This is a genomic window from Streptomyces sp. NPDC051018 (genome assembly GCF_044456085.1).
In the GTDB taxonomy this organism is placed as follows: Bacteria; Actinomycetota; Actinomycetes; order Streptomycetales; family Streptomycetaceae; genus Streptomyces.
Genome location: NZ_JBITFN010000001.1, coordinates 443,298 through 462,308, shown reverse-complemented (window position 1 = coordinate 462,308; position 19,011 = coordinate 443,298). Strand labels below are relative to the sequence as shown.

Here is a 19,011-nt window from a genome sequence, read left to right as displayed (position 1 = left end):
GGTTCCGCCGACCCGGCCGGGCCGGTCCCCGAGGAGGAGGGGACGGGCCCGGCCGTTCGCCGTCACGGTGCCGGCCACCCGGCGGTTCGGGTTCGCGGCCGGGCTCCTTCGCTCCGGCCCGGTGGCCGGTCTGCGGTATGGCGCTCCCTTGTCCAGGCGGACCCGAGCGGGGTACGGGCGGGGCGGCGCCTGTTGCCGGGTGCGGCCGGGCCAAGCGGGTTGCCGGGTGCCCACCGGGCCGGCGGGCCAGGCGTTCGGGCGCGCCCCGCGAGCCGGCCGGGTCCGCGCCGCCCCGGGGTCCGGGCAGGGCGGCTGACCGGCCGGCAGGTCCGGGCCCCGGCCGCCCGAACCCGACGGGCCGGCCCGGACCCGTCCCCCTCAGCCGCCGTGGCCCGAGTGGCCCTCGCCCGAGGCGTCGCCGCCGCCCTGACCGGAGCCGCCGTCGCCCTCCCCGTTCCCTCCGTTCCCTTCGCTCTCCCGGTGGTGTTCCGAGCCGGTCTCCACCGTGCCCCCGAGCCGCCCCCGCAGCACCTCGATCACCTTCTCGTCTCCCGAGGCGACCCACTTGCGGCCGACCAGATAGGCCCCGCCGTAGTCATTGGCCTCGTTGATCCACTCGCGCTGGCCGCGATCGGTCGCGAAGGTCGTCAGCACATATCTGCCGTCACCTGTCCGGCAGTTCGCCTGCCGCAGTTCCCGGGCGTCCGTCTGGATGTTCGGTTTGCAGTCCGCCAGGGAGGCGATCTCCTCCAGGGTGCCCGTGGCCGTCCGGGGAGCGTCGTCACCGTCGCCGTCCCCGCCGCCACGCCGATCGCCGTCACCTCCGGAGCCACACGCCGCGACCAGGACCAGTGCCCCAACTGCCAGTGCCGCGCGGGCCGTACGCCGCGCGCCGGTGCTCGTGCTCGTCCGCATCCGGTCATCGTGCCCCTTCGGTGCCCCCGCCCGGGCCGGAACGCCGGGTAACCTGCGCCACGCACGCACCAGCTGTGACGTGGGTAACACGGAGGAGTGCCGATGTTCGAACAGTCGGGGCTGTCGAGACGTACGGTTCTGGGTACCGCGGGCTCGCTCGGCGCGGGGGCCTTCGGCAGGGGAACGGCCGCCGGCGGGCCCCTGCCCACGGCCACAGCCGCCCCCCTGCCCGCCACCGCCGCCGCTCCGGCGCCGGGCGCGGCCCCCGCCGCCCCCTTCGACACCTCCCCCGCCCGGGCCGCCCTGCGCAGAGTGCTGCCCCGCCACGCCGATCAGTTCGCCCTGAGCGCGGCCGGGGGCCCCGAACACTTCCGGGTGACCGGCTCCACCGGCCGTATCGAGGTCGCGGGCACCTCCCCCGCCGTAATCCTCACCGGGGTGCACTGGTACCTCAAATACGTCTGCCGGGCACACATCTCCTGGTCGGGCGGCCAACTGCGCCTGCCCCGGCGGCTGCCCGCCCCGGGCCGGCCGCTGGAGCGCTCGGCGACCGTGCCGCACCGGTTCGCCTTCAACGACACCCACGACGGCTACACCGCCCCCTACGCCGACTGGGCGCGCTGGGAGCGGCTGATCGACGTCCTCGCGCTGCACGGCTGCAACGAGGTGCTGGTGACACCCGGCCACGAGGCCGTCTACCACCGTCTGCTCCTGGACTTCGGCTACTCGGACACGGAGGCCAGGACCTGGCTGCCCGCGCCGTCGCACCAGGCGTGGTGGCTGCTCCAGAACATGAGCGGGTACGGCGGCCCGCTCTCCCCCGCGCTGATCGAACGCCGTGCCGACCTCGGCCGCCGTATCACCGGACGGCTGCGCGAACTGGGTATGCGGGCCGTCCTGCCCGGCTACTTCGGCACCGTCCCGGACGGCTTCGCCGACCGCAACCCCGGCGCCCGTGTCATCCCGCAGGGCACCTGGAACGGGCTGCGCCGCCCCGACTGGCTGGACCCGCGCACCCCGGTGTTCCCCGAGGCCGCCGCCGCCTTCTACCGCCATCAGCGAGAACTCCTCGGCGAGTCCCGCTTCTTCAAGATGGACCTCCTCCACGAGGGCGGCACCGCCGGGGACGTGCCGGTGCCCGACGCGGCCCGCGCGGTCGAGACGGCGCTGCGGACGGCGGCGCCCGGCGCGACCTGGGTGATCCTCGGCTGGCAGTCCAATCCGCGGCCCGCGCTCCTCGGCGCGATCGACACCTCGCGGGTCCTGATCGTCGACGGCCTCGCCGACCTGGACACGGTCACCGACCGGGAGACGGAGTGGGGCGGGGCCCCGTACGCCTTCGGCACCATCCCCAACTTCGGCGGGCGTACGACGATCGGCGCGAACACCGACCGCTGGACGGCCAAGTTCACCGACTGGCGCGACAAGCCGGGCAGCGCGCTCGCCGGCACCGCGTACATGCCGGAGGCCGCCGAGCGCGATCCGGTCGCGCTGGAACTGTTCAGCGAGCTGGCGTGGCGGCGGGAGCGGATCGACAGGGACGCCTGGTTCGCCGGGTACGCGGGGATCCGCTACGGCGGCGACGACCCCTCGGCGCGGGCGGCGTTCGCCTCGCTCGCCGCCACCGCGTACCGGCTCACCAGCACCGACGGCCGTCCCTATCCCTCGCTGTTCGGCCGCCGGCCCGGGCTCACCGCGGCCATCGGCACGGCTTTCGACCCGGCGGAGTTCGACCGGGCGCTGACCGCCCTGCTGGAGGTACGGCCCGCGCTGCGCGACAGCGACGCCTACCGTCACGATCTCACCGATGTGGCCCGCCAGGCGCTCGCCAACCGCTCCCGCACCCTCCAGCTCAGCCTGCGGGCCGCGTACGCGCGCAAGGACGCGGAGACCTTCCGGGCCGTCTCGGCGCTCTGGCTGAAGCTGATGCGGCTCGCCGACACCATGGCGGGCTGTCATCGCTCGTTCCTCCTCGGACCCTGGCTGATGGACGCCAAGCGGTTCGCGACCACCCCGGCGGAGGCGGTGGAGCTGGAGCGGACGGCGCGGGCGCTCATCACCACCTGGGCGGACCGGACGGCGGCCGACCACGTCGGCAACTACGCCGACCGCGACTGGCACGGGCTGATCGCCGATGTGCATCTGCCGCAGTGGGAGGAGTATCTGGGGGAGGTGGGCTCGGCGCTGGCGGAGGGCCGGAAGCCGAAGGCGTTCGACTGGTATCCGGCGGAGGAGGCGTGGACGAGGGACCGCCGCCCGTATCCGGACCGGCCGACGGGTGACGCGTACCGTACGGCGCTGCGGGTGCGCGAGACGCTCGCCGCCGCGCCCTACCAGGGGTTCGCCTCGGTCACGGTGGATCCGCCCGCGTTCCGGCCGGGCAGCGCGGGGGTGATGACGGCCGAGTTCCGCAACTTCAGCGGGCTGCGCGCGACCGGCCGGGTCGACTTCGCCCTGAGCACCGACGTCGTGGCGAACACCGCCGGGCCCGAGCCGCAGGGCCCGCTGTCGCTCGACTCGGTGCCCGCGGGGGGCACGGGTTCGGTCTCCTGGCGGGTGACGGCTCCCCCGGAGCCGCTGACCGAGCCTCTGCGCGCGCTCCCCTACCGGCTGTCCGTCCGGTACGGCCCCGCCGGCGAGAGCCCGGTCACCGTCGTCCAGCCCGGCGCGCTCCACATCGCCGCGCCGCTCGGGCCCGAGTGGCGCACCCACTCAAGCAACGCGGCCGTCTTCGGCCGCCTCGGGGACCGATACGCCATCAACGGCGGGGGCTACGACATGTGGCGCGGCACGGCGCAGTTCGGCACGGCGTACCGCGAGGGCGCGCTGGTGCCCGGGGTGAGCGTCGTCCTGCGGGTGGACTCCCAGGACAACACGGGCGCCTGGGCGCGCGCGGGCATCGTCGCCCGCAACAGCCTCGCGACCCCCGGCGCGGCCGGGTTCCTCAATCTCGCCGTCACCCCCCGCCGGGGTGTCGCCCTCTCCTACGACTCCAACGGCGACGGGACGCTCGACACCTACCGCCGTGTGACGGGTGTCCGGGCGCCCCTGCTGCTGCGGCTGACCCGGACAGGGGCCACCGCCTTCACCGGTGAACTGTCCCTGGACCGGGGCGCGACCTGGCGCCCGGTGGGGACGGTGACGGTGCCGCGCACGGCGGCGGCCCAGGACGTCGGCCTGTTCATGACGGCCATGAACGGGGGAAGCGGGGCGCGCGGTACGGCGGCCTTCAGCGGGTGGTCCGTACATCGGGGGTGATCCGCGTTTCCGGGAGACGCGGGCGCCCCGGGCACCCGGCCTGGCTGTCGGCCCGGCCTGCCCGTCGGCCGGGGCCGGGCGGGTGTCTGGCGTACTCCCGCCAACAGGGTTTCCGCGCACTCCGCCGACGGAACAAGTGCGCGTCCGATCCACCGGACGTGAACTCGCCCCGGGCGGGCGGGTGTCGGGGCCCGGCGGCACGATCGGCGCGGTCCGGGCGGTCCGCAAGGGCCGACCTGTAGAACAAATGCCCGTACGGCAGTCGGTAGGCTGGTGGGCATGACGACCGGGGTACGCCGCAGGATGGGCGTCGAGGAGCGCAGGCAGCAGCTGATCGGTGTGGCGCTGGAACTGTTCAGCGCCCGCTCCCCCGACGACGTTTCCATAGACGAGATAGCGGCGGCGGCCGGCATCTCCAGGCCCCTGGTGTACCACTACTTCCCGGGCAAGCAGAGTCTGTACGAGGCCGCGCTGCGGCGCGCGGCCGACGAACTGGCGGCCCGCTTCCACGAACCGCACGAAGGCCCGCTCGGAACACGGCTGCTGCGGGTGATGCGGCGCTTCTTCGACTTCGTCGACGACCACGGCCCCGGGTTCTCCGCGCTGATGCGGGGCGGCCCGGCCGTCGGCTCGACCACGACCAACGCGATGATCGACGAGGTCCGCCAGGCCGCGTACGACCAGATCATGGCGCATCTGGGGATCCAGGACCCGCCGGTCCGGCTGGCGCTCGTGGTGCGTTCCTGGGTGTCGCTCGCCGAGTCGACCGCGCTGCTGTGGCTGGACGGTCGCGAGATCCCGCGCTCCGAGCTGGAGTTGCAGCTCGTGCACGACTTCGCGGCGCTGTGCGCCGTGAGCGCCGCGTACGACGACGAGATGGCGGGTGTGGTGGTCGGGATGCTGGCCGACGAGCCGATGGACGGGCCCTTCGGGGAACTCGTGGGCCGGCTGATGGCGATCGCGCCCGCGGTGATGTCCAAGGTGCCCGCCCCGCGCTGACCCCGCACCGCGCCCCGCGCAGGGGGTGTACGAAGCATGGGGCGGAGCCGTATCCACAGCCGGATCCGGAACCGTCCTCCGGGCCCGGATCCGGTGCGCCCGCCGACGGCGGCGGACCGCGCCGGAACCTTCTGGGACTCATTCACGGCGGTGAGCCGCGCCGGAACCCGCCCGCATGCATCGCGGCGGTGGCTCCGGCGCGCGGGCGCCTCGGGAACCGGGCCCCGGGGCCGCAAGGGTCTCGTATCCGGAAGCGCGCGATACGCGTTGACCATCCTCGTACGGGGGAAACATCCCCATACGTAACCGCATGGCCTTCGGGTGCCGCACGACGACGGACTTTGACGACTCACAAGGGAACGTACATGACCCAGGAGCTCGCTCCCACCCTCCGTGACCAGCCCGCCGCCCGCTCGGCGGGCTGGTGGCGGGACGCCGTCATCTACCAGGTGTACGTACGCTCCTTCGCCGACAGCGACGGGGACGGCATCGGCGATCTGCGGGGCGTCCGCGACCGGCTGCCCCATCTCGCGGACCTGGGTGTCGACGCGGTGTGGCTCACTCCGTTCTACGCGTCTCCGCAGGCCGACGGCGGCTACGACGTGGCGGACTACCGCAGCGTCGACCCGCTGTTCGGGGATCTCCGGGACGCCGGCGATCTCGTCGGCGAGGCGCACCGGCTGGGTCTGCGGGTGATCGTCGACATCGTGCCCAACCACACCTCCGACAGGCACGCCTGGTTCCGGGCGGCGCTCACGGGCGGGCCCGGGGCACCCGAGCGCGGCCTGTACCACTTCCGGCCGGGCCGGGGCGAGCAGGGCGAACTGCCTCCCAACGACTGGGAGTCGGTCTTCGGCGGCCCGGCCTGGACCCGCACCGACACGGGCGACTGGTACCTCCATCTCTTCGCCCCCGAGCAGCCCGACCTCAACTGGGAACACCCCGCCGTACGGGAGGAATTCACCTCGGTCCTGCGGTTCTGGCTGGACCTCGGCGTCGACGGCTTCCGCGTCGATGTCGCCCACGGCATGATCAAGGCCGCCGGGATGCCGGACATCGGGATGCGCGAGCAGGCCAAGATGATCGGGGCGCAGGTGCTGCCCTTCTTCGACCAGGACGGTGTGCACGAGATCCACCGCTCCTGGCGGCGGCTGCTCGACAGTTACGACGGGGAGCGCATCGGCGTCGCCGAGGCCTGGGCGCCGACACCGGAGCGGCTCGCGCTGTACGTACGGCCCGACGAACTGCACCAGGCGTTCAATTTCCAGTTTCTGACCTGCGACTGGGACGCCACCGCGATGCGCGGGGTCATCGACGCGTCGCTGGCCGCGACCCGTTCGGTCGGGGCACCCACGACCTGGGTGCTCTCCAACCACGATGTCGTACGCCACACCACCCGGTACGGCGGCGGGCCGGCGGGGCTGGGGCGGGCCCGGGCGGCGGCGCTGCTGGCGCTGGCGCTGCCCGGCTCGGCGTATGTCTACCAGGGCGAGGAGCTGGGGCTGCCGGAGGTGGCGGATCTCCCGGACGCGGTGCGCCAGGACCCGGCCTTCTTCCGGGGGGACGGGCAGGACGGTCTGCGTGACGGCTGCCGGGTGCCGCTTCCGTGGTCGGGTTCGTCACAGCCGTTCGGTTTCGGTCCGGGCGGCAGCTGGCTTCCGCAGCCCGATTCCTGGAAGGAGCTGACGGTCGAGGCGCAGACCGGCGACCCCGGGTCCACACTGGAGCTGTACCGCTCGGCGATCGCGCTGCGCAAGGAGCTGCCGGGTCTGGGTGACGGTGAGATGGAGTGGCTGCCGGCGCCCGAGGGCGTACTGGCCTTCGCCCGCCCGGGACTGGTCTGCACACTCAACACCCTGTCGGCGAAGGCCCCGCTCCCGGTGCCCGGCAGACCGCTGCTCTCGTCGGCCGCCCTGGAGTTCACGGGCGGCACGGCGCGTATCCCGGGCGGAACCTGCGTCTGGTGGGCTGTCTGACGGGCACGGGCCCGGAAGTGCGCCGGGTGCGGTTCCGGGGTGCGCCGGGCCGGTGTGCGTACGGTCCTGGGGTGCGCGGGCTCGTCGATGAGCGGGACGTTCCCGGGTACGCCGGTCTTGCCTGGTATGCGTACGTTCCTCCCGGACGGCTCAGGGTTTGCCGGACGTTCCTGAAGGCGCGCAGGCGCTGATGCGCGGACGCCGGCGGGGATCCGGCCGGGTCCGGAGCGGCCCCTTAGTGGTTCCGCATGGCCTGGTACAGCGGTTGCACCACCGTGCCCAGCAGGTCGTACGCTGTTCGACGGGCTTCGGCCCGGGCCCGGTGGGTGTATCTGACCAGTCCTTTCTCGTCCGCTGGGACGAGAGGGTGCGCGCTGAACCAGACCGAGGGATGATCGGTCGGTGGGTGGGTATCTGGCAGACTCTCGTCCCATGGGTGAAACGATCGCAGAGACACTGGAAGGCCGGACGGCCACCCCTTCACCCATGGTGGACGAGGCCGCCGATGCCCCGGAGAGCCGGCCGACCCGGCTCCAGCGTCTGCGGTCGCCCCGCCGGCCCCGCATCTGGTTCGAAATCCTGCTGATCGCGGTGAGTTACTGGACGTACTCACTGATCCGCAACGCCGTGCCCGAGCAGAAGGCACAGGCCCTCAAGAACGCGGACTGGATCTGGGATCTCGAACACTCCCTGGGGATGGCGTTCGAGCACTCGGTCAACCACGCCGTGAACTCGGTCACATGGCTGATCGTGGCCATGAACTACTACTACGCGACTCTGCACTTCATCGTGACCATCGGGGTGCTGGTCTGGCTCTACCGATGGCATCCGGGCCGGTACGCGGCGGCCCGTCTCGTCCTGTTCGCCACCACGGGTGTGGCCCTGGTCGGTTACTACCTGTATCCGCTCGCACCGCCCCGGCTGATGAACGGCGAGTCCTTCATCGACACCGTGCTGGTCCACGAGACCTGGGGCTCGATGGCCTCGGGCGACCTCAAGAACATGTCCAACCAGTACGCCGCCATGCCCTCGATGCACATCGGCTGGTCGCTGTGGTGCGGACTGATCATCCTCGCCCTGGCGTCCGCGCCCTGGGCGAAGATCCTGGGGCTGCTGTACCCCGTCGCCACGCTGGTCGTCATCGTCGCCACGGCGAACCACTTCTGGCTGGACGCGGTGGGCGGGATGGTCTGCCTCGCCTTCGGCTTCGCCCTCTCGTACGCCTGGTACGGGGCGCTGCCGCACGACCTGCCCAAGCTGCCCGAGCCGGTCCCGGGGCCGCGGAAGCGGCTGCGGACGGCGGTCCGGGCGTAGTTCCCGGGTTCCCGGGTTCCCTCGCGGTGGTGCGTTTCCCGCGTGGTTGCACGTTTCGCGCGTGGTTGCGCGGAGGGCGGGCGCGCTGATCCTCGCCTCGGTCCGACGGATGAAGTGACGTCTCTTCAGAGGCTCCCCGGCGTGAGGGGTGGATGAGGGCGGGGCGCCGACGGGGAGAAACACAACTGCGGCCGTGGGGGGCCAAGGGATCCTACGCGGGAACATCCTCTCCCTCCTTTCACAGGGACCTCAGCGGCATCTCGGTAAAACGGGCGCCACACGGGTGCGGTTGGTGCGCCGGGCACTCCGGGCTGTGCAATCCGGTGGCGCATACTAGCCAACCCCTTTTTTGTTCGAATTCGGGGTGGGTACGTTATTCGCGGGGAGAAAACCGGTTCGCACGCGCACAGAGCCCGCAGATAGCGAGGAAACACATGTCGGTGACCGATGAGTTCCTGGTCAGCAATGAGTCGTACGCGGCTTCGTTCACAGGTCCGCTCGCTCTCGCACCCGCCCGTGAGCTGGCGATCGTCGCCTGTATGGACGCCCGGCTGAACATCTTCGCGATGCTCGGACTGAGAGAGGGGGACGCGCATATCATCCGGAACGGAGGCGGCGCGGTCACCGAGGACGCCATCCGCTCACTGGCCATCAGCCAGCGCCTGCTGGGCACCCGCAGGATCATGCTGATCCACCACACGGACTGCGCGATGCAGACCTTCACCGACGACGAGTTCAAACGACAGGTCGAGAAGAAGACCGGAATCCGACCGCCATGGGCTCCGGAGGCTTTCTCGGACCTTGAGGAGGATGTCCGTCAGTCCATGCGCCGCATTAAGGCGGATCCCTTTATTCCACATACCGAGGCGACTCGCGGATTCATCTTCGATGTCGCCACCGGAAAACTGAAGGAGGTGAAATGAAGAGGAGAGAAAGACGGGGGATGGTGCGAGTCAAGGCGTCTTCGGCAACACGGTGAGGTCGGGTGGCCCGGGCGACGGGACCGGTGGCGCCGCCGCCCAGTGCCCGTACCGCTGACCGCACCGCGCTGGTCGGCGGCCGGGACGCCGACGCCCGGAGCGAGCGTCGCGGCACCGGACGTCCGGGGCGGTGGGGTCACCGGGTCCCCGCCCCCAGGTGCGGCCGGATCGGGGACGGCGGCTCGGGTGCGGCTGTGTGGCTGCGACGGCGACGCTGCATGCGGCTCTGCGGTGCTGCCGCTCCACGCACGATGAACTCCTCGGCGCGGCCCGGCTCCCGGGCGTCTCATCCGCCGGGTCGGGGAGGTCGCGCCGGCCGCCGGGCCCGGTCCCGTCCCGGGGAGCCGGCCCTTCGCGGCCGGGCCCCTGCGGCCCGTCCGGGTCCGGCCCCAGGCCGGGTGCGCCGGGTGAGCAGAAACAGATCGGCCCACTGCTCGTCGGTGAGATTCCTGGGCAGCGCCGCGGGGCCGATCCCGTGCCGCCGGATCCAGCGCCGGATCGACTCCCCCGGCAGTTCGGGCGCCGCGGACGCCACGATCCGGGCCAGGCCGCGCCCCTTGCCCGTGAACACCCGGTGTGCCAGGTCCTGATAGTCCCTCAGCTCGGCGAACGGGACCAGCGGGGTGGGCCGCCGGGTCATCGTCAGCAGTCCCCCGTCGACACTCGGCCGGGGCCGGAACGCCGAGGCGGGGACTCTCCGGACCAGACGGAAGGAGTACCAGGGCCACCACTGCGCCGTCATCAGGGTCGCCCCGCCGACTCCCGCCCGGCGGCGTGCGACCTCCCACTGCACCAGCAGTACGGCGTCGGTCCACGCGGTCGCGCGGAGGATACGGCGGAGCATCGGAGTCGTCTCATGGAAAGGAAGATTGCCGACCAGTACATGCGGTGTCGCGGGAGTCCTGAAACGCAGGAAGTCCGCGTTGACGACGGTGGTCGACCGTGGGGTACGGCGGTCCAGCCGCAGGGCCCGGCGTTCGTCGATCTCCACGCCGGTGAGCTGCCTGCCCAGCCTCTGGAGCGGCAGGGTCAGCGCGCCGTCGCCGGGCCCGATCTCGATGATCGGTCCCTCGGTGTGCGCGACGAGCTCGACGATGGCGCCGATCGTGGTCTGGTCGACGAGAAAGTTCTGACCCAGCTCATGCCGGCCAGGGCGGTGCGTGTGCAACAGGTTCTCCGCGGCTTCGAGGTGAGCCGGGCAGCACGGAAGGGCCGCTCGGCGCGTACGCACTGAGGCGGCGGAACCTTTTCGAGGAGAGGCTGATCCGCCGCGCTAGGAGCGGCGCATCCTCATCACAGCGATACCTGCACACATGGGAGCCGACCCTAGCGGCGTCGGCGGGATGCCTCCAACCGGTTTTACGCGATGCCCGGCCAGGCACCGCGGCGGACGCGAACGCCTGAACGTCGCCCCGGGCCACCCGAACCCGGCGGCGGGGGCGCGGTGCCGCGTACGCGGAAGGATGTCCCGGGGTGGCGGGGCCGAGCGGCGGGCGGCTCCATTGGGCGGCGGGCCCGAGCGGCCGACCGGGCACGGGCGCGGTCCAGTGGCGGCCGTCCCGAGTGTCCCTTGGGCACGGGGCCGGGTTGGCTGCGCACCCCAGCGCGCTGCGGCCCCGGGTGTCGAGGACTGCGGCCGTCGCCCGCGTGCGGCAGGCACGGGGCGCGCCCCCGACGGAAAGCTGTCCCAAGCGTCCGCGGGTGGCGAGGCCAAGGGGCGACCCGGGGGCGGGTGCCCGGCGGAAGCCGGGCCGAGCGCCCCCGGGGAACCGGGTCCTGCCCACGGACGGACTCCATTGGGCAGCGGGGCCCGAGCGGCCTCGACAACGGGGCCGGTCCAACGGGCGCGTCCGCACGCCCCATGAGGTCAGCCGCGGTGGACGATGCGGCCCGCTGTGAGCGTGAGGCGGATCGGGGCCTCGGCGATCTCGTCGGCGGGGGCGGTCACCGGGTCGAGCGTGAACGCCGTGAGGTCGGCACGGTAGCCGGGCGCGATCCGCCCCGCGACGCCGGACTCGCCCGCGGCCAGGGCCGCGTGGCTGGTGCAGCCCTCCAGAGCCATCAGGCCCGTCAGCCCGATTCCTTCGGAGGCGCCCCTCGGGGAGCGGCCCATGGCGAGGACGTCCCGGGCGTCGAAGTGGGCGACGGGCCAGTCGGAGCCGAGGGCCAGAACCGCGCCCGCGTCACGCAGATCCCGGCAGCGCCAGGCGTGGGACGCGCGCTCGTCGCCGAGGCGGACGGACCACTCGTCGGTGTGGTCGGCGCGGGTGTACGCGGCGTGCGGCGGCTGCATCGAGGCGAAGACGCCCAACTCGGCGAAGCGCGGGAGCTGGTGGTCGGGGACGGTCTCGATGTGCTCGACACGGTGACGGGGGCCGCCCGCGCCGAGCGTTGCGACGGTGTCCAGTACATGGCGTACCGCTGCGTCGCCGATCGCGTGCGTCGCCGTCTGCACCCCGGCCGCGTGCAGATGGCGTACGGCGCCGCTGTAGGCGTCGGGGTCGGGCCAGAAGGCGTCCGTGCCCTGGCCGTGGCAGTCCGCGTGCTCCAGCCACGCGGTGCCGCCCTCGACGGTGCCGTCCATGAAGAACTTCACCCCGCCGACCTTCCAGTCACGGCCGCCCCGGCCCTGGAGCGCGACCAGTCCGGCCAGTTCGTCCGGGCCGGCGCCCGGCATGCACCAGGGCGCGAGGCGCAGCCGCAGCGGCAGATCCCGGCTCTCCTCGACTGCGGCGAGCAGCCGGAGGGAGTCGGCGCCGAGGTCCATGACATGGGCGGAGGTCAGTCCGGTCGCGGCCATCGCTTCGAGCAGGCCGACCAGGCGTTCGCCGCGCTCGGCGAACGGGGCCCGGGGCAGCCGCTCTCCGACGAGGTCCATGGCGGCGTGCTCGACGAGATGCCCGGTGGGCCGTCCCCGGTCGTCGCAGACCACGGTGGAGCGCTGGTCGAAGGTGCGCGGCCCGTCGACACCGGCGATCCTCAGCGCGGCCTCGCTGACCAGGGCGGAGTGCCCGTCGTAGAGCCGGATAAAGGCGGGGGCGCCGTTCAGGGCCTCCTCGATGAGGTCGTGGTGGAGTGGGCGGCCGCCGAAGGCGTTGTGGTCGAGGGCGTAGCCGATGACCCAGCCGTCGATGCGTTCGGTGGTCCGCAGGGCCGTGAGCAGTTCGCCGAGGTCGCGGATCTTCGACAGGTCGGCCCCGGTCGCCAGCTCCATGCCCCAGACGGGGTGGCTGTGCGCGTCGGTCAGCCCGGGGGTGAGGGTGGCCCCGGAGAGATCGACGGTCTCGGTGCCGGATCCGCTCCAGTCCCGTACATCGGCCTCGTCGCCGACCGCCGCGATCAGGCCGTCCTTGACGGCCACGGCGGTGGCGTACGGCCGGGCGGGGTCGAGGGTGCGGACCTTGGCTCCGGTCAGGACGACGTCTGCTGCGGACACGGATCACTCCTGGTGAGGGTCGGTGCGGGTGGTGCTTCTCGGCGGGTACGGCGTCCGTCGGGATCGGGATCGGGTACGGGGTAGGGGGTACGGCGTCCGCCCCGGCCGGTACGGGAGCGGCGGCGGAGCGCCCGTGCCGTACGCACCGGGACATCCGCCCGGACAACCGTAAACCTAAAGGCTTTCGGTTTTGGCAATGTAACCTCACCGCAGGAGATCCGGAAAGACCCATCGGATCCGGAAAGACCTATCGGGGAGGATCGAGACCATGGGGCGGCCCCGCACACCGCTGATCGATCCGGAGCGCGTCACCACCGTCGCGCTGCGGCTCGTCGAGGAGAAAGGCGAGTTCAGCGTGCCGGCGATCGCGCGGCAGCTCGGGGTCCGGACCGCTTCGGTCTACCACCACGTGGACGGACGGGACGCCATCGTCGAGCTGATGCGGGAACGGGTGGCCGACGGGATCGACACCTCCTTCCCGGCCGGACGGCCGTGGGACGAGGCGCTGGCCGGCTGGGCCCGTTCCTACCGCGCGGCCTTCGCCGCGCACCCCCGGGTGATCCCGCTGCTGATGGCCTCACCGGTCCGGGCGCCGAGGGCGCTGGAGGGCTACGAGAAGGCGGTCCGGGTCCTGCTGGACGCGGGGTTCGCCCTGGCGGACGTCATGACGGCGATCATCGCGCTGGAGAATGTGATCCTCGGCTCGGCGCTGGATCTGGCCGCGCCCGAGACGATGTGGGAGCTGCCCGACGAGACGAGCACCCCCGGACTGGCCCGCGCCCTCGCGGCGGCGCCCGCGAACCGTACGGACGCGGCGTTCGAACTTGCGCTGAGCGGATGCCTGGACCGCCTCCGGACCCTTCGGGACCGCCCCGCGCCCCAGCCGGCGACCCCGCCCCACCCGGCGGCCCCGCCCCGACCCGGCTGACGAGCCCCCGGCCCCGCCCGGCTGACACGGCCCCGCCCCGGCGGCCCCCACGCGAAGAACGGGGACGGAGGCTCACCGGCAGGTGACCCGTGGCCGGCCCGGCGCGCGCCGCCCCCAAGCTGCGGCAGCTCGTACGACAGCACCAGGCGCGGGTACCCTCGCGATCGCGGTTCCGGCCCCGGTCGCGGCCCCGGCCTCGGTTCCGGTCCCGGGCCCCTCAGGCTCCGTAGAACAGCACCTCCACCACCGCTCTCGCGCGGCGGGTGATGCGGCGGTAGTCGTCCAGCATGTCGCCGACGTGGCCCGGCCCGTATCCCAGATAGCGGCCCACCGCGGCCAGTTCGCGGCCGTCCGACGGAAAGGTGTCCCCAGCCCGGCCACGGACCAGCATCACCGCGTTGCGCACCCGGGTCGCCAGTACCCAGGCCTCGTCCAGGATCTGGGCGTCCTCCGTGCCGATGAGACCCGCGCCGTGCGCGGCGGCCAGGGCCTCGCGGGTCCGGGTGGTGCGCAGGCCCGGCTCCGCCCATCCGTGCCGCATCTGGAAGAGCTGGACGGTCCACTCGACATCGCTCAGGCCGCCCCGCCCCAGCTTGGTGTGCAGCGTCGGGTCTGCCCCGCGGGGCAGCCGCTCGGACTCCATCCGGGCCTTCAGCCGGCGGATCTCGCGTACGGCGTCGTCACCGAGTCCTTCGGCCGGATACCGCAGCGGATCGACCAGCTCCATGAAGCGGGCGCCCAGCGCGACATCCCCCGCCACCGGTTCCGCGCGCAGCAGCGCCTGGCTCTCCCAGACGAGGGACCAGCGCCGGTAGTACGCCTCGTAGGACGCGAGCGTACGGACCATCGGCCCGCTCTTGCCCTCCGGCCGCAGATCCGCGTCGATCAGCAGCGGCGGGTCGGCGGTGGGCAACTGGAGCAGCCGCCGCATCTCCTCGACGACGGTGTTGGCGGCCCGGGAGGCCTCCTGATCGCCGACGCCCTCGCGCGGCTCGTGCACGAACAGGACGTCTGCGTCGGAGCCGTACGCCAGTTCATGACCGCCGAAGCGCCCCATGCCGATGACGGCGAACCGGGTGGGCAGCTCGTCGCCCCAGCGCTCGCGCACGGCGGCCCTGAGCGCACCCGCGATCGTCGCCGCGGTGAGGTCGGTGAGCGCGCCGCCGACCTGGTCGACGAGTGCGCCGGTGTCCGGCTCGGCGGGACTGTCCTCGGTGCCGTAGGAGCTGATCAGATCGGCGGCGGCGGTACGGAACAGCTCCCGGCGCCGTACCCCGCGGGCCGCCGCGACGGCCGCCTCGGCGGAGTCGGCGCGCCCCACCGCGGCGAGGATCTCCGGCTCCAGATGATCCCGCCGGCGCGGCACCAGCCCCCCGGGGTCGCCGAGGATGGCGACCGCCTCGGGCGCGCGGAGCAGCAGATCGGGCGCGAGCCGCCCCGCTGAGAGCACCCTGGCGAGATTCTCCGCCGCCGCGCCCTCGTCGCGCAGCAGCCGCAGGTACCAGGGAGTCTTGCCGAGCGCGTCGGAGACCTTGCGGAAGCCGAGAAGTCCGGCGTCCGGGTCGGCGGAGTCGGCGAACCAGCCGAGGAGCACGGGCAGCAGGGTCCGCTGGATGGCGGCCTTGCGGCTGACGCCGGAGGCCAGTGCCTCCAGATGCCGCAGCGCGGCGGCGGGGTCGGCGTAGCCGAGGGCCTCCAGCCGCTGGCGCGCGGCCTCGGTGCTGAGCCGGGTCTCGCCGGGGGCGAGCTGGGCCACGGCGTCCAGGAGCGGCCGGTAGAAGATCTTCTCGTGCAGCCGGCGCACCACGGAGGCGTGCCGGCGCCACTCCCGGTTGAGTTCGGCGACGGGGTCCGTACGCAGCCCCAGGGAGCGTCCGAGTCGCCGCAGATCGCCGGGGTCCTCCGGTACGAGATGGGTGCGCCGCAGCCGGTGGAGCTGGATGCGGTGCTCCATGGCGCGCAGGAACCGGTACGCCTCGTCGAGCGAGGCCGCGTCCGCCCGTCCCACATAGCCGCCCGCGGCGAGCGCCTGGAGCGCCTCCAGCGTGCTGCCGCTGCGCAGGGTGGCGTCGGCGCGGCCGTGCACCAGCTGGAGGAGCTGTACGGCGAACTCGACGTCCCGGAGCCCGCCGGGGCCGAGTTTGAGCTCGCGCTCGACCTCGGCGGCCGGAATGTTGTCGACGACCCGGCGGCGCATCTTCTGGACGTCGGGGACGAAGTTGTCCCGTTCGGCGGCCTGCCACACCAGGGGGGACACGGCCTCGATGTACTCGTCGCCGAGCGTGAGGTCCCCGGCGACCGGGCGCGCCTTGAGCAGCGCCTGGAACTCCCAGGTCTTGGCCCAGCGCTGGTAGTACGCGAGATGGCTGGAGAGCGTCCGTACGAGGGGGCCGTGGCGCCCCTCGGGGCGGAGATTGGCGTCGACGGGCCAGATGGTTCCCTCGACGGTGGTCTCGGAGCAGATCCGCATGAGGTGGGAGGCGAGCCGGGTGGCGGCCTGGAGCGCGCTGTTCTCGTCCGCGCCCGCGGCGGGCTCGCCGACGAAGACGACGTCCACGTCGGAGACGTAGTTGAGTTCATGGCCGCCGCACTTGCCGAGGGCGATGACCGCGAGCCTGCACAGCGCGGCGTCCTCGGGGGCGGCGGCCCGGGCGATGGCGAGGGCGGCGCGCAGGGTGGCGGTGGCGAGGTCGGCCAGTTCGGCGGCGGTCTCGGCGACATCGGTGGTCCCGCACACGTCGCGGGCGGCTATGGCGAGCAGACAGCGCCGGTAGCCGACGCGCAGGGTCACCGGGTCGGCGGCGTCGGCGAGGCAGTCCTCGAACTCCTCGACGCCCGGGTGCAGATCGGCGGCCTCGTAGGTGGCGAGCACCCGCCAGTCGCCGGGGTGGCGGGCCAGATGGTCCCCCAGCGCCTCGGACGCGCCGAGCACACCGAGGAGCCGGTCGCGCAGGGGCTTGGAGGTGACGAGGGTGTCGAGGAACACCCGGTCGGACTGGGCCTCCGCGAGGCGTACGAGGCTCTGGAGGGCGAGATCGGGGTCGGCGGCGGCACCGAGGGCGTCGAGGAGGAGGGGGTCGGAGCGCACGGGCGCCATGACGGGCAGTTCGAGCAGCCGTTCGGCGGCACCGGGGTCGGTGAAGCCGTGTCGCAGCAGTCGGGTGAACGTACTGCTTCTGCGTCCCGGCACCGTCATCCCGTCGCTCCCGTTCCACGCGTGCGCCGCGTCATGTCCCGCGATCAAGGCCCCGGGCAATGAGCCTAGCCTCAGCGGCGCGTACGGCCGACCCGGCGACGGGTCCCGACCGTGCGGGACACCACCACCCCAACCACCCCCGCAGCGCGTAATAGAACACATGCCCCTCGAACACATGACTGACAAATGTGTTGCGACCGATGAGTATGGGGCGTCAGTACGGTCGACACGGCGATGCCGATACGAGAGGAACGTGTGCCATGACCGAGCCCGCGCGCAGCTCCGGGAACGCGCCCCCGCCCGAACCCCGGGCCGAACTCGACCGCCGCTACAGCGATCCCGCGGCCGAGGCGTCCGACTGGGCCGGGACCGTCGACCGCCTGGCGTCCGCCGAGGTCTACTGGCTGACGACCGTACGCCCCGACCACCGGCCGCACGTCACCCCGGTGCTGGCCGTCTGGCTGGACGGCGCTCCGCACTTCTGCACCGGCGCCGAAGAGCGCAAGAACAAGAACCTCCAGGGCAACCCGGAAGTGGTCCTCACCACCGGAACCAATGCCCTGCACGAGGGATACGACGTGGTCGTCGAGGGCACGGCCGTCCGGCTGACCGACCCGCCGCGGCTGGGCCCGCTGGCCCGCGCGTACACCGGGAAGTACGGCGAGGCGTGGACGTGGGAGGTCCGCGACGGCGGATTCGTGGGCCAGGGCGGGTTCGCGCTCGTGTACCGCGTCGAGCCGCGTACGGTCTTCGGCTTCGCCAAGGGCATCTACGGCCAGACGCGTTTCCGGTTCACGGAGAGCTAGCGCGCCGACCCCCGAAACCCCCTTGGATCCCCTTGAACACTCTGGACTCCCCGTACCGCCACACCGGGAACCGGGCCCGGAACGCGGCCCGGTTCCCGGTCCTCGCGCGCGGCGCCGGGGGCCGTGGATCCCCGCCGCCCGCCCACCCGTACCGTCCTGCACAGCCCACCGACCACCCCGAGCACCTGTCGAGCCCACAGACGCACACAGACGAACACAGGCGCGCAGAGAAGCGCTCACCGACGAGCACCGTCCACCGAAGTCCACCGAAGGGATGTCCACCGATGGAACTGACACTCGAAGTGATCATGATTCCGGCCACCGACCTCGAACGCTCGAAGAAGTTCTACGAGGAGGGCTGCGGCTTCACGGTCGACGTCGACCAGGAGGTGGCCCCCGGTATCCGTATCGTCCAGATGACCCCGCCCGGCTCCCGCTGCTCGATCACCCTCAGCAGCGGCCTTCCGGACAATCCCGGCCAGCAGAACCTGGTGCCGGGGCAGCTCCAGGGCCTCCAGCTCTGCACCACGGACCTCGCGGCGGCCCGCGAGGCACTGGTCGAGCGTTCCGTGGACGTGACCCCGATCCAGCACGTCGGAGACGACGGCTGGGCCGACGGTCCGGGGGGCGAGTGGAACTCCTTCGTGTTCTTCAAGGACCCGGACGGCAACGGCTGGGCGATCCAGGAGGCCCCGTCACCGCTCGCGGAGCGCTGAGGCTCGGAGGCTCGAAGCGCTGACGCTCGGAGCGCTGAGGCGCGGACCGCACCCCCCCGCACCACGCGCGCCCGGACCGTCACGCACGAGGGCCCGGCCGGGAGGCGAACGCCTCCGGGCCGGGCCGTCTCGTCACGGATCTCTGTCACGCGGACCGCTGTCACGGCCGCTGTCACCGCCGGAGCGGTGCCCCGTCAGGTCCTGGGCGGCTGGTCTCCCTCTCCTCCACCGCCGTACTGGCCCTTCATCTTCTCCTGCCCCTGGTCGACCTGGCCGCTGTACTTGCCCTGGGTCTTGGTGTCGACGGCGTCTCCCGCCTTGTCGACACCCTTGTCGGCCTGGGCCTCATGGCCCTTCAGCATGTGCTTGAGCTTGTCCATCACGGACATTGGTCACCCTTTCGCCGCAAATCCCCCGCCCTTCCAGGGTCACCGGACACGGCCCGGTTCGCATGTCGAGGCTGCTCGGGCCGTCGGGCGCCCGGCGT

General features: G+C 72.7%; 13 protein-coding genes. 8 read left to right on the top strand and 5 right to left on the bottom strand.

Going from position 1 to position 19,011, the window contains the following annotated elements; translation table 11 throughout:
* Positions 1 to 378: 378 nt before the first annotated feature.
* Positions 379 to 915 (bottom strand): hypothetical protein, encoded by a 537-nt coding sequence (locus ACIBCM_RS01835; protein ID WP_399239036.1) that lies wholly within the window; start codon positions 913 to 915, stop codon positions 379 to 381.
* Between the two features lie 102 nt (positions 916 to 1,017).
* Here ACIBCM_RS01835 and ACIBCM_RS01830 point away from each other — a divergent pair, with 102 nt between their 5' ends.
* The 5 genes from ACIBCM_RS01830 (at position 1,018) to ACIBCM_RS01810 (ending at position 9,385) form a co-directional block, all read left to right on the top strand.
* Positions 1,018 to 4,173: an alpha-N-acetylglucosaminidase gene (locus ACIBCM_RS01830; protein WP_399239034.1), complete on the top strand. Its 3,156-nt coding sequence runs from the start codon at positions 1,018 to 1,020 to the stop codon at positions 4,171 to 4,173.
* A 279-nt stretch (positions 4,174 to 4,452) separates the two neighbouring features.
* Positions 4,453 to 5,172 carry a TetR/AcrR family transcriptional regulator gene (locus tag ACIBCM_RS01825; protein ID WP_389269653.1) on the top strand — a complete coding sequence of 240 codons (720 nt, stop codon included), beginning with the start codon at positions 4,453 to 4,455 and terminating at the stop codon, positions 5,170 to 5,172.
* A gap of 365 nt (positions 5,173 to 5,537) precedes the next feature.
* Positions 5,538 to 7,148 carry a glycoside hydrolase family 13 protein gene (locus ACIBCM_RS01820; protein ID WP_399239032.1) on the top strand — a complete coding sequence of 537 codons (1,611 nt, stop codon included), beginning with the start codon at positions 5,538 to 5,540 and terminating at the stop codon, positions 7,146 to 7,148.
* A gap of 432 nt (positions 7,149 to 7,580) precedes the next feature.
* Positions 7,581 to 8,462, top strand: coding sequence for a phosphatase PAP2 family protein (locus ACIBCM_RS01815; protein WP_399239030.1), 882 nt, complete (start codon positions 7,581 to 7,583; stop codon positions 8,460 to 8,462).
* A gap of 434 nt (positions 8,463 to 8,896) precedes the next feature.
* Entirely contained in the window at positions 8,897 to 9,385 is a 489-nt protein-coding gene (locus ACIBCM_RS01810) for a beta-class carbonic anhydrase (RefSeq protein WP_399239028.1), read from the top strand.
* 343 nt (positions 9,386 to 9,728) lie between these two features.
* On the opposite strand, the gene erm is transcribed toward ACIBCM_RS01810, so the two are convergent.
* Together erm and ACIBCM_RS01800 are read right to left on the bottom strand one after the other, a co-directional pair.
* The gene (gene erm, locus ACIBCM_RS01805; RefSeq protein WP_399239026.1) at positions 9,729 to 10,610 is read right to left on the bottom strand and encodes a 23S ribosomal RNA methyltransferase Erm; all 882 of its coding nucleotides are present in this window, start codon (positions 10,608 to 10,610) and stop codon (positions 9,729 to 9,731) included.
* 699 nt (positions 10,611 to 11,309) lie between these two features.
* Entirely contained in the window at positions 11,310 to 12,878 is a 1,569-nt protein-coding gene (locus tag ACIBCM_RS01800; RefSeq protein WP_399239024.1) for an amidohydrolase, read from the bottom strand.
* A gap of 268 nt (positions 12,879 to 13,146) precedes the next feature.
* Between ACIBCM_RS01800 and ACIBCM_RS01795 the strand changes: the two genes are divergently transcribed.
* On the top strand, positions 13,147 to 13,806 hold the full coding sequence (locus ACIBCM_RS01795) for a TetR/AcrR family transcriptional regulator (protein ID WP_399239022.1): 660 nt from the start codon (positions 13,147 to 13,149) through the stop codon (positions 13,804 to 13,806).
* A gap of 217 nt (positions 13,807 to 14,023) precedes the next feature.
* On the opposite strand, the gene ACIBCM_RS01790 is transcribed toward ACIBCM_RS01795, so the two are convergent.
* Positions 14,024 to 17,002 (bottom strand): bifunctional [glutamine synthetase] adenylyltransferase/[glutamine synthetase]-adenylyl-L-tyrosine phosphorylase, encoded by a 2,979-nt coding sequence (locus ACIBCM_RS01790; protein ID WP_399239020.1) that lies wholly within the window; start codon positions 17,000 to 17,002, stop codon positions 14,024 to 14,026.
* Positions 17,003 to 17,262: 260 nt separating this feature from the next.
* Between ACIBCM_RS01790 and ACIBCM_RS01785 the strand changes: the two genes are divergently transcribed.
* Positions 17,263 to 17,808: a pyridoxamine 5'-phosphate oxidase family protein gene (locus ACIBCM_RS01785; RefSeq protein WP_399239018.1), complete on the top strand. Its 546-nt coding sequence runs from the start codon at positions 17,263 to 17,265 to the stop codon at positions 17,806 to 17,808.
* Positions 17,809 to 18,092: 284 nt separating this feature from the next.
* Positions 18,093 to 18,524, top strand: a complete 432-nt coding sequence (locus ACIBCM_RS01780) for a VOC family protein (RefSeq protein ID WP_399239016.1) — start codon at positions 18,093 to 18,095, stop codon at positions 18,522 to 18,524.
* A 194-nt stretch (positions 18,525 to 18,718) separates the two neighbouring features.
* Here the strand turns inward: ACIBCM_RS01780 and ACIBCM_RS01775 are convergent, their stop codons facing one another.
* Positions 18,719 to 18,913, bottom strand: a complete 195-nt coding sequence (locus ACIBCM_RS01775; RefSeq protein ID WP_399239014.1) for an antitoxin — start codon at positions 18,911 to 18,913, stop codon at positions 18,719 to 18,721.
* Between the last annotated feature and the right edge of the window lie 98 nt (positions 18,914 to 19,011).

What these genes read in the sequence shown, in the direction of transcription:
- ACIBCM_RS01775 (WP_399239014.1), bottom strand. Translation starts at nt 18,913, where the DNA reads ATGTCCGTGATGGACAAGCTCAAGCACATGCTGAAGGGCCATGAGGCC.
- ACIBCM_RS01780 (WP_399239016.1), top strand. Translation starts at nt 18,093, where the DNA reads ATGGAACTGACACTCGAAGTGATCATGATTCCGGCCACCGACCTCGAA.
- ACIBCM_RS01835 (WP_399239036.1), bottom strand. Translation starts at nt 915, where the DNA reads ATGCGGACGAGCACGAGCACCGGCGCGCGGCGTACGGCCCGCGCGGCA.
- ACIBCM_RS01825 (WP_389269653.1), top strand. Translation starts at nt 4,453, where the DNA reads ATGACGACCGGGGTACGCCGCAGGATGGGCGTCGAGGAGCGCAGGCAG.
- ACIBCM_RS01790 (WP_399239020.1), bottom strand. Translation starts at nt 17,002, where the DNA reads ATGACGGTGCCGGGACGCAGAAGCAGTACGTTCACCCGACTGCTGCGA.
- ACIBCM_RS01830 (WP_399239034.1), top strand. Translation starts at nt 1,018, where the DNA reads ATGTTCGAACAGTCGGGGCTGTCGAGACGTACGGTTCTGGGTACCGCG.
- ACIBCM_RS01785 (WP_399239018.1), top strand. Translation starts at nt 17,263, where the DNA reads ATGACCGAGCCCGCGCGCAGCTCCGGGAACGCGCCCCCGCCCGAACCC.
- ACIBCM_RS01810 (WP_399239028.1), top strand. Translation starts at nt 8,897, where the DNA reads ATGTCGGTGACCGATGAGTTCCTGGTCAGCAATGAGTCGTACGCGGCT.
- ACIBCM_RS01815 (WP_399239030.1), top strand. Translation starts at nt 7,581, where the DNA reads ATGGGTGAAACGATCGCAGAGACACTGGAAGGCCGGACGGCCACCCCT.
- ACIBCM_RS01820 (WP_399239032.1), top strand. Translation starts at nt 5,538, where the DNA reads ATGACCCAGGAGCTCGCTCCCACCCTCCGTGACCAGCCCGCCGCCCGC.
- ACIBCM_RS01795 (WP_399239022.1), top strand. Translation starts at nt 13,147, where the DNA reads ATGGGGCGGCCCCGCACACCGCTGATCGATCCGGAGCGCGTCACCACC.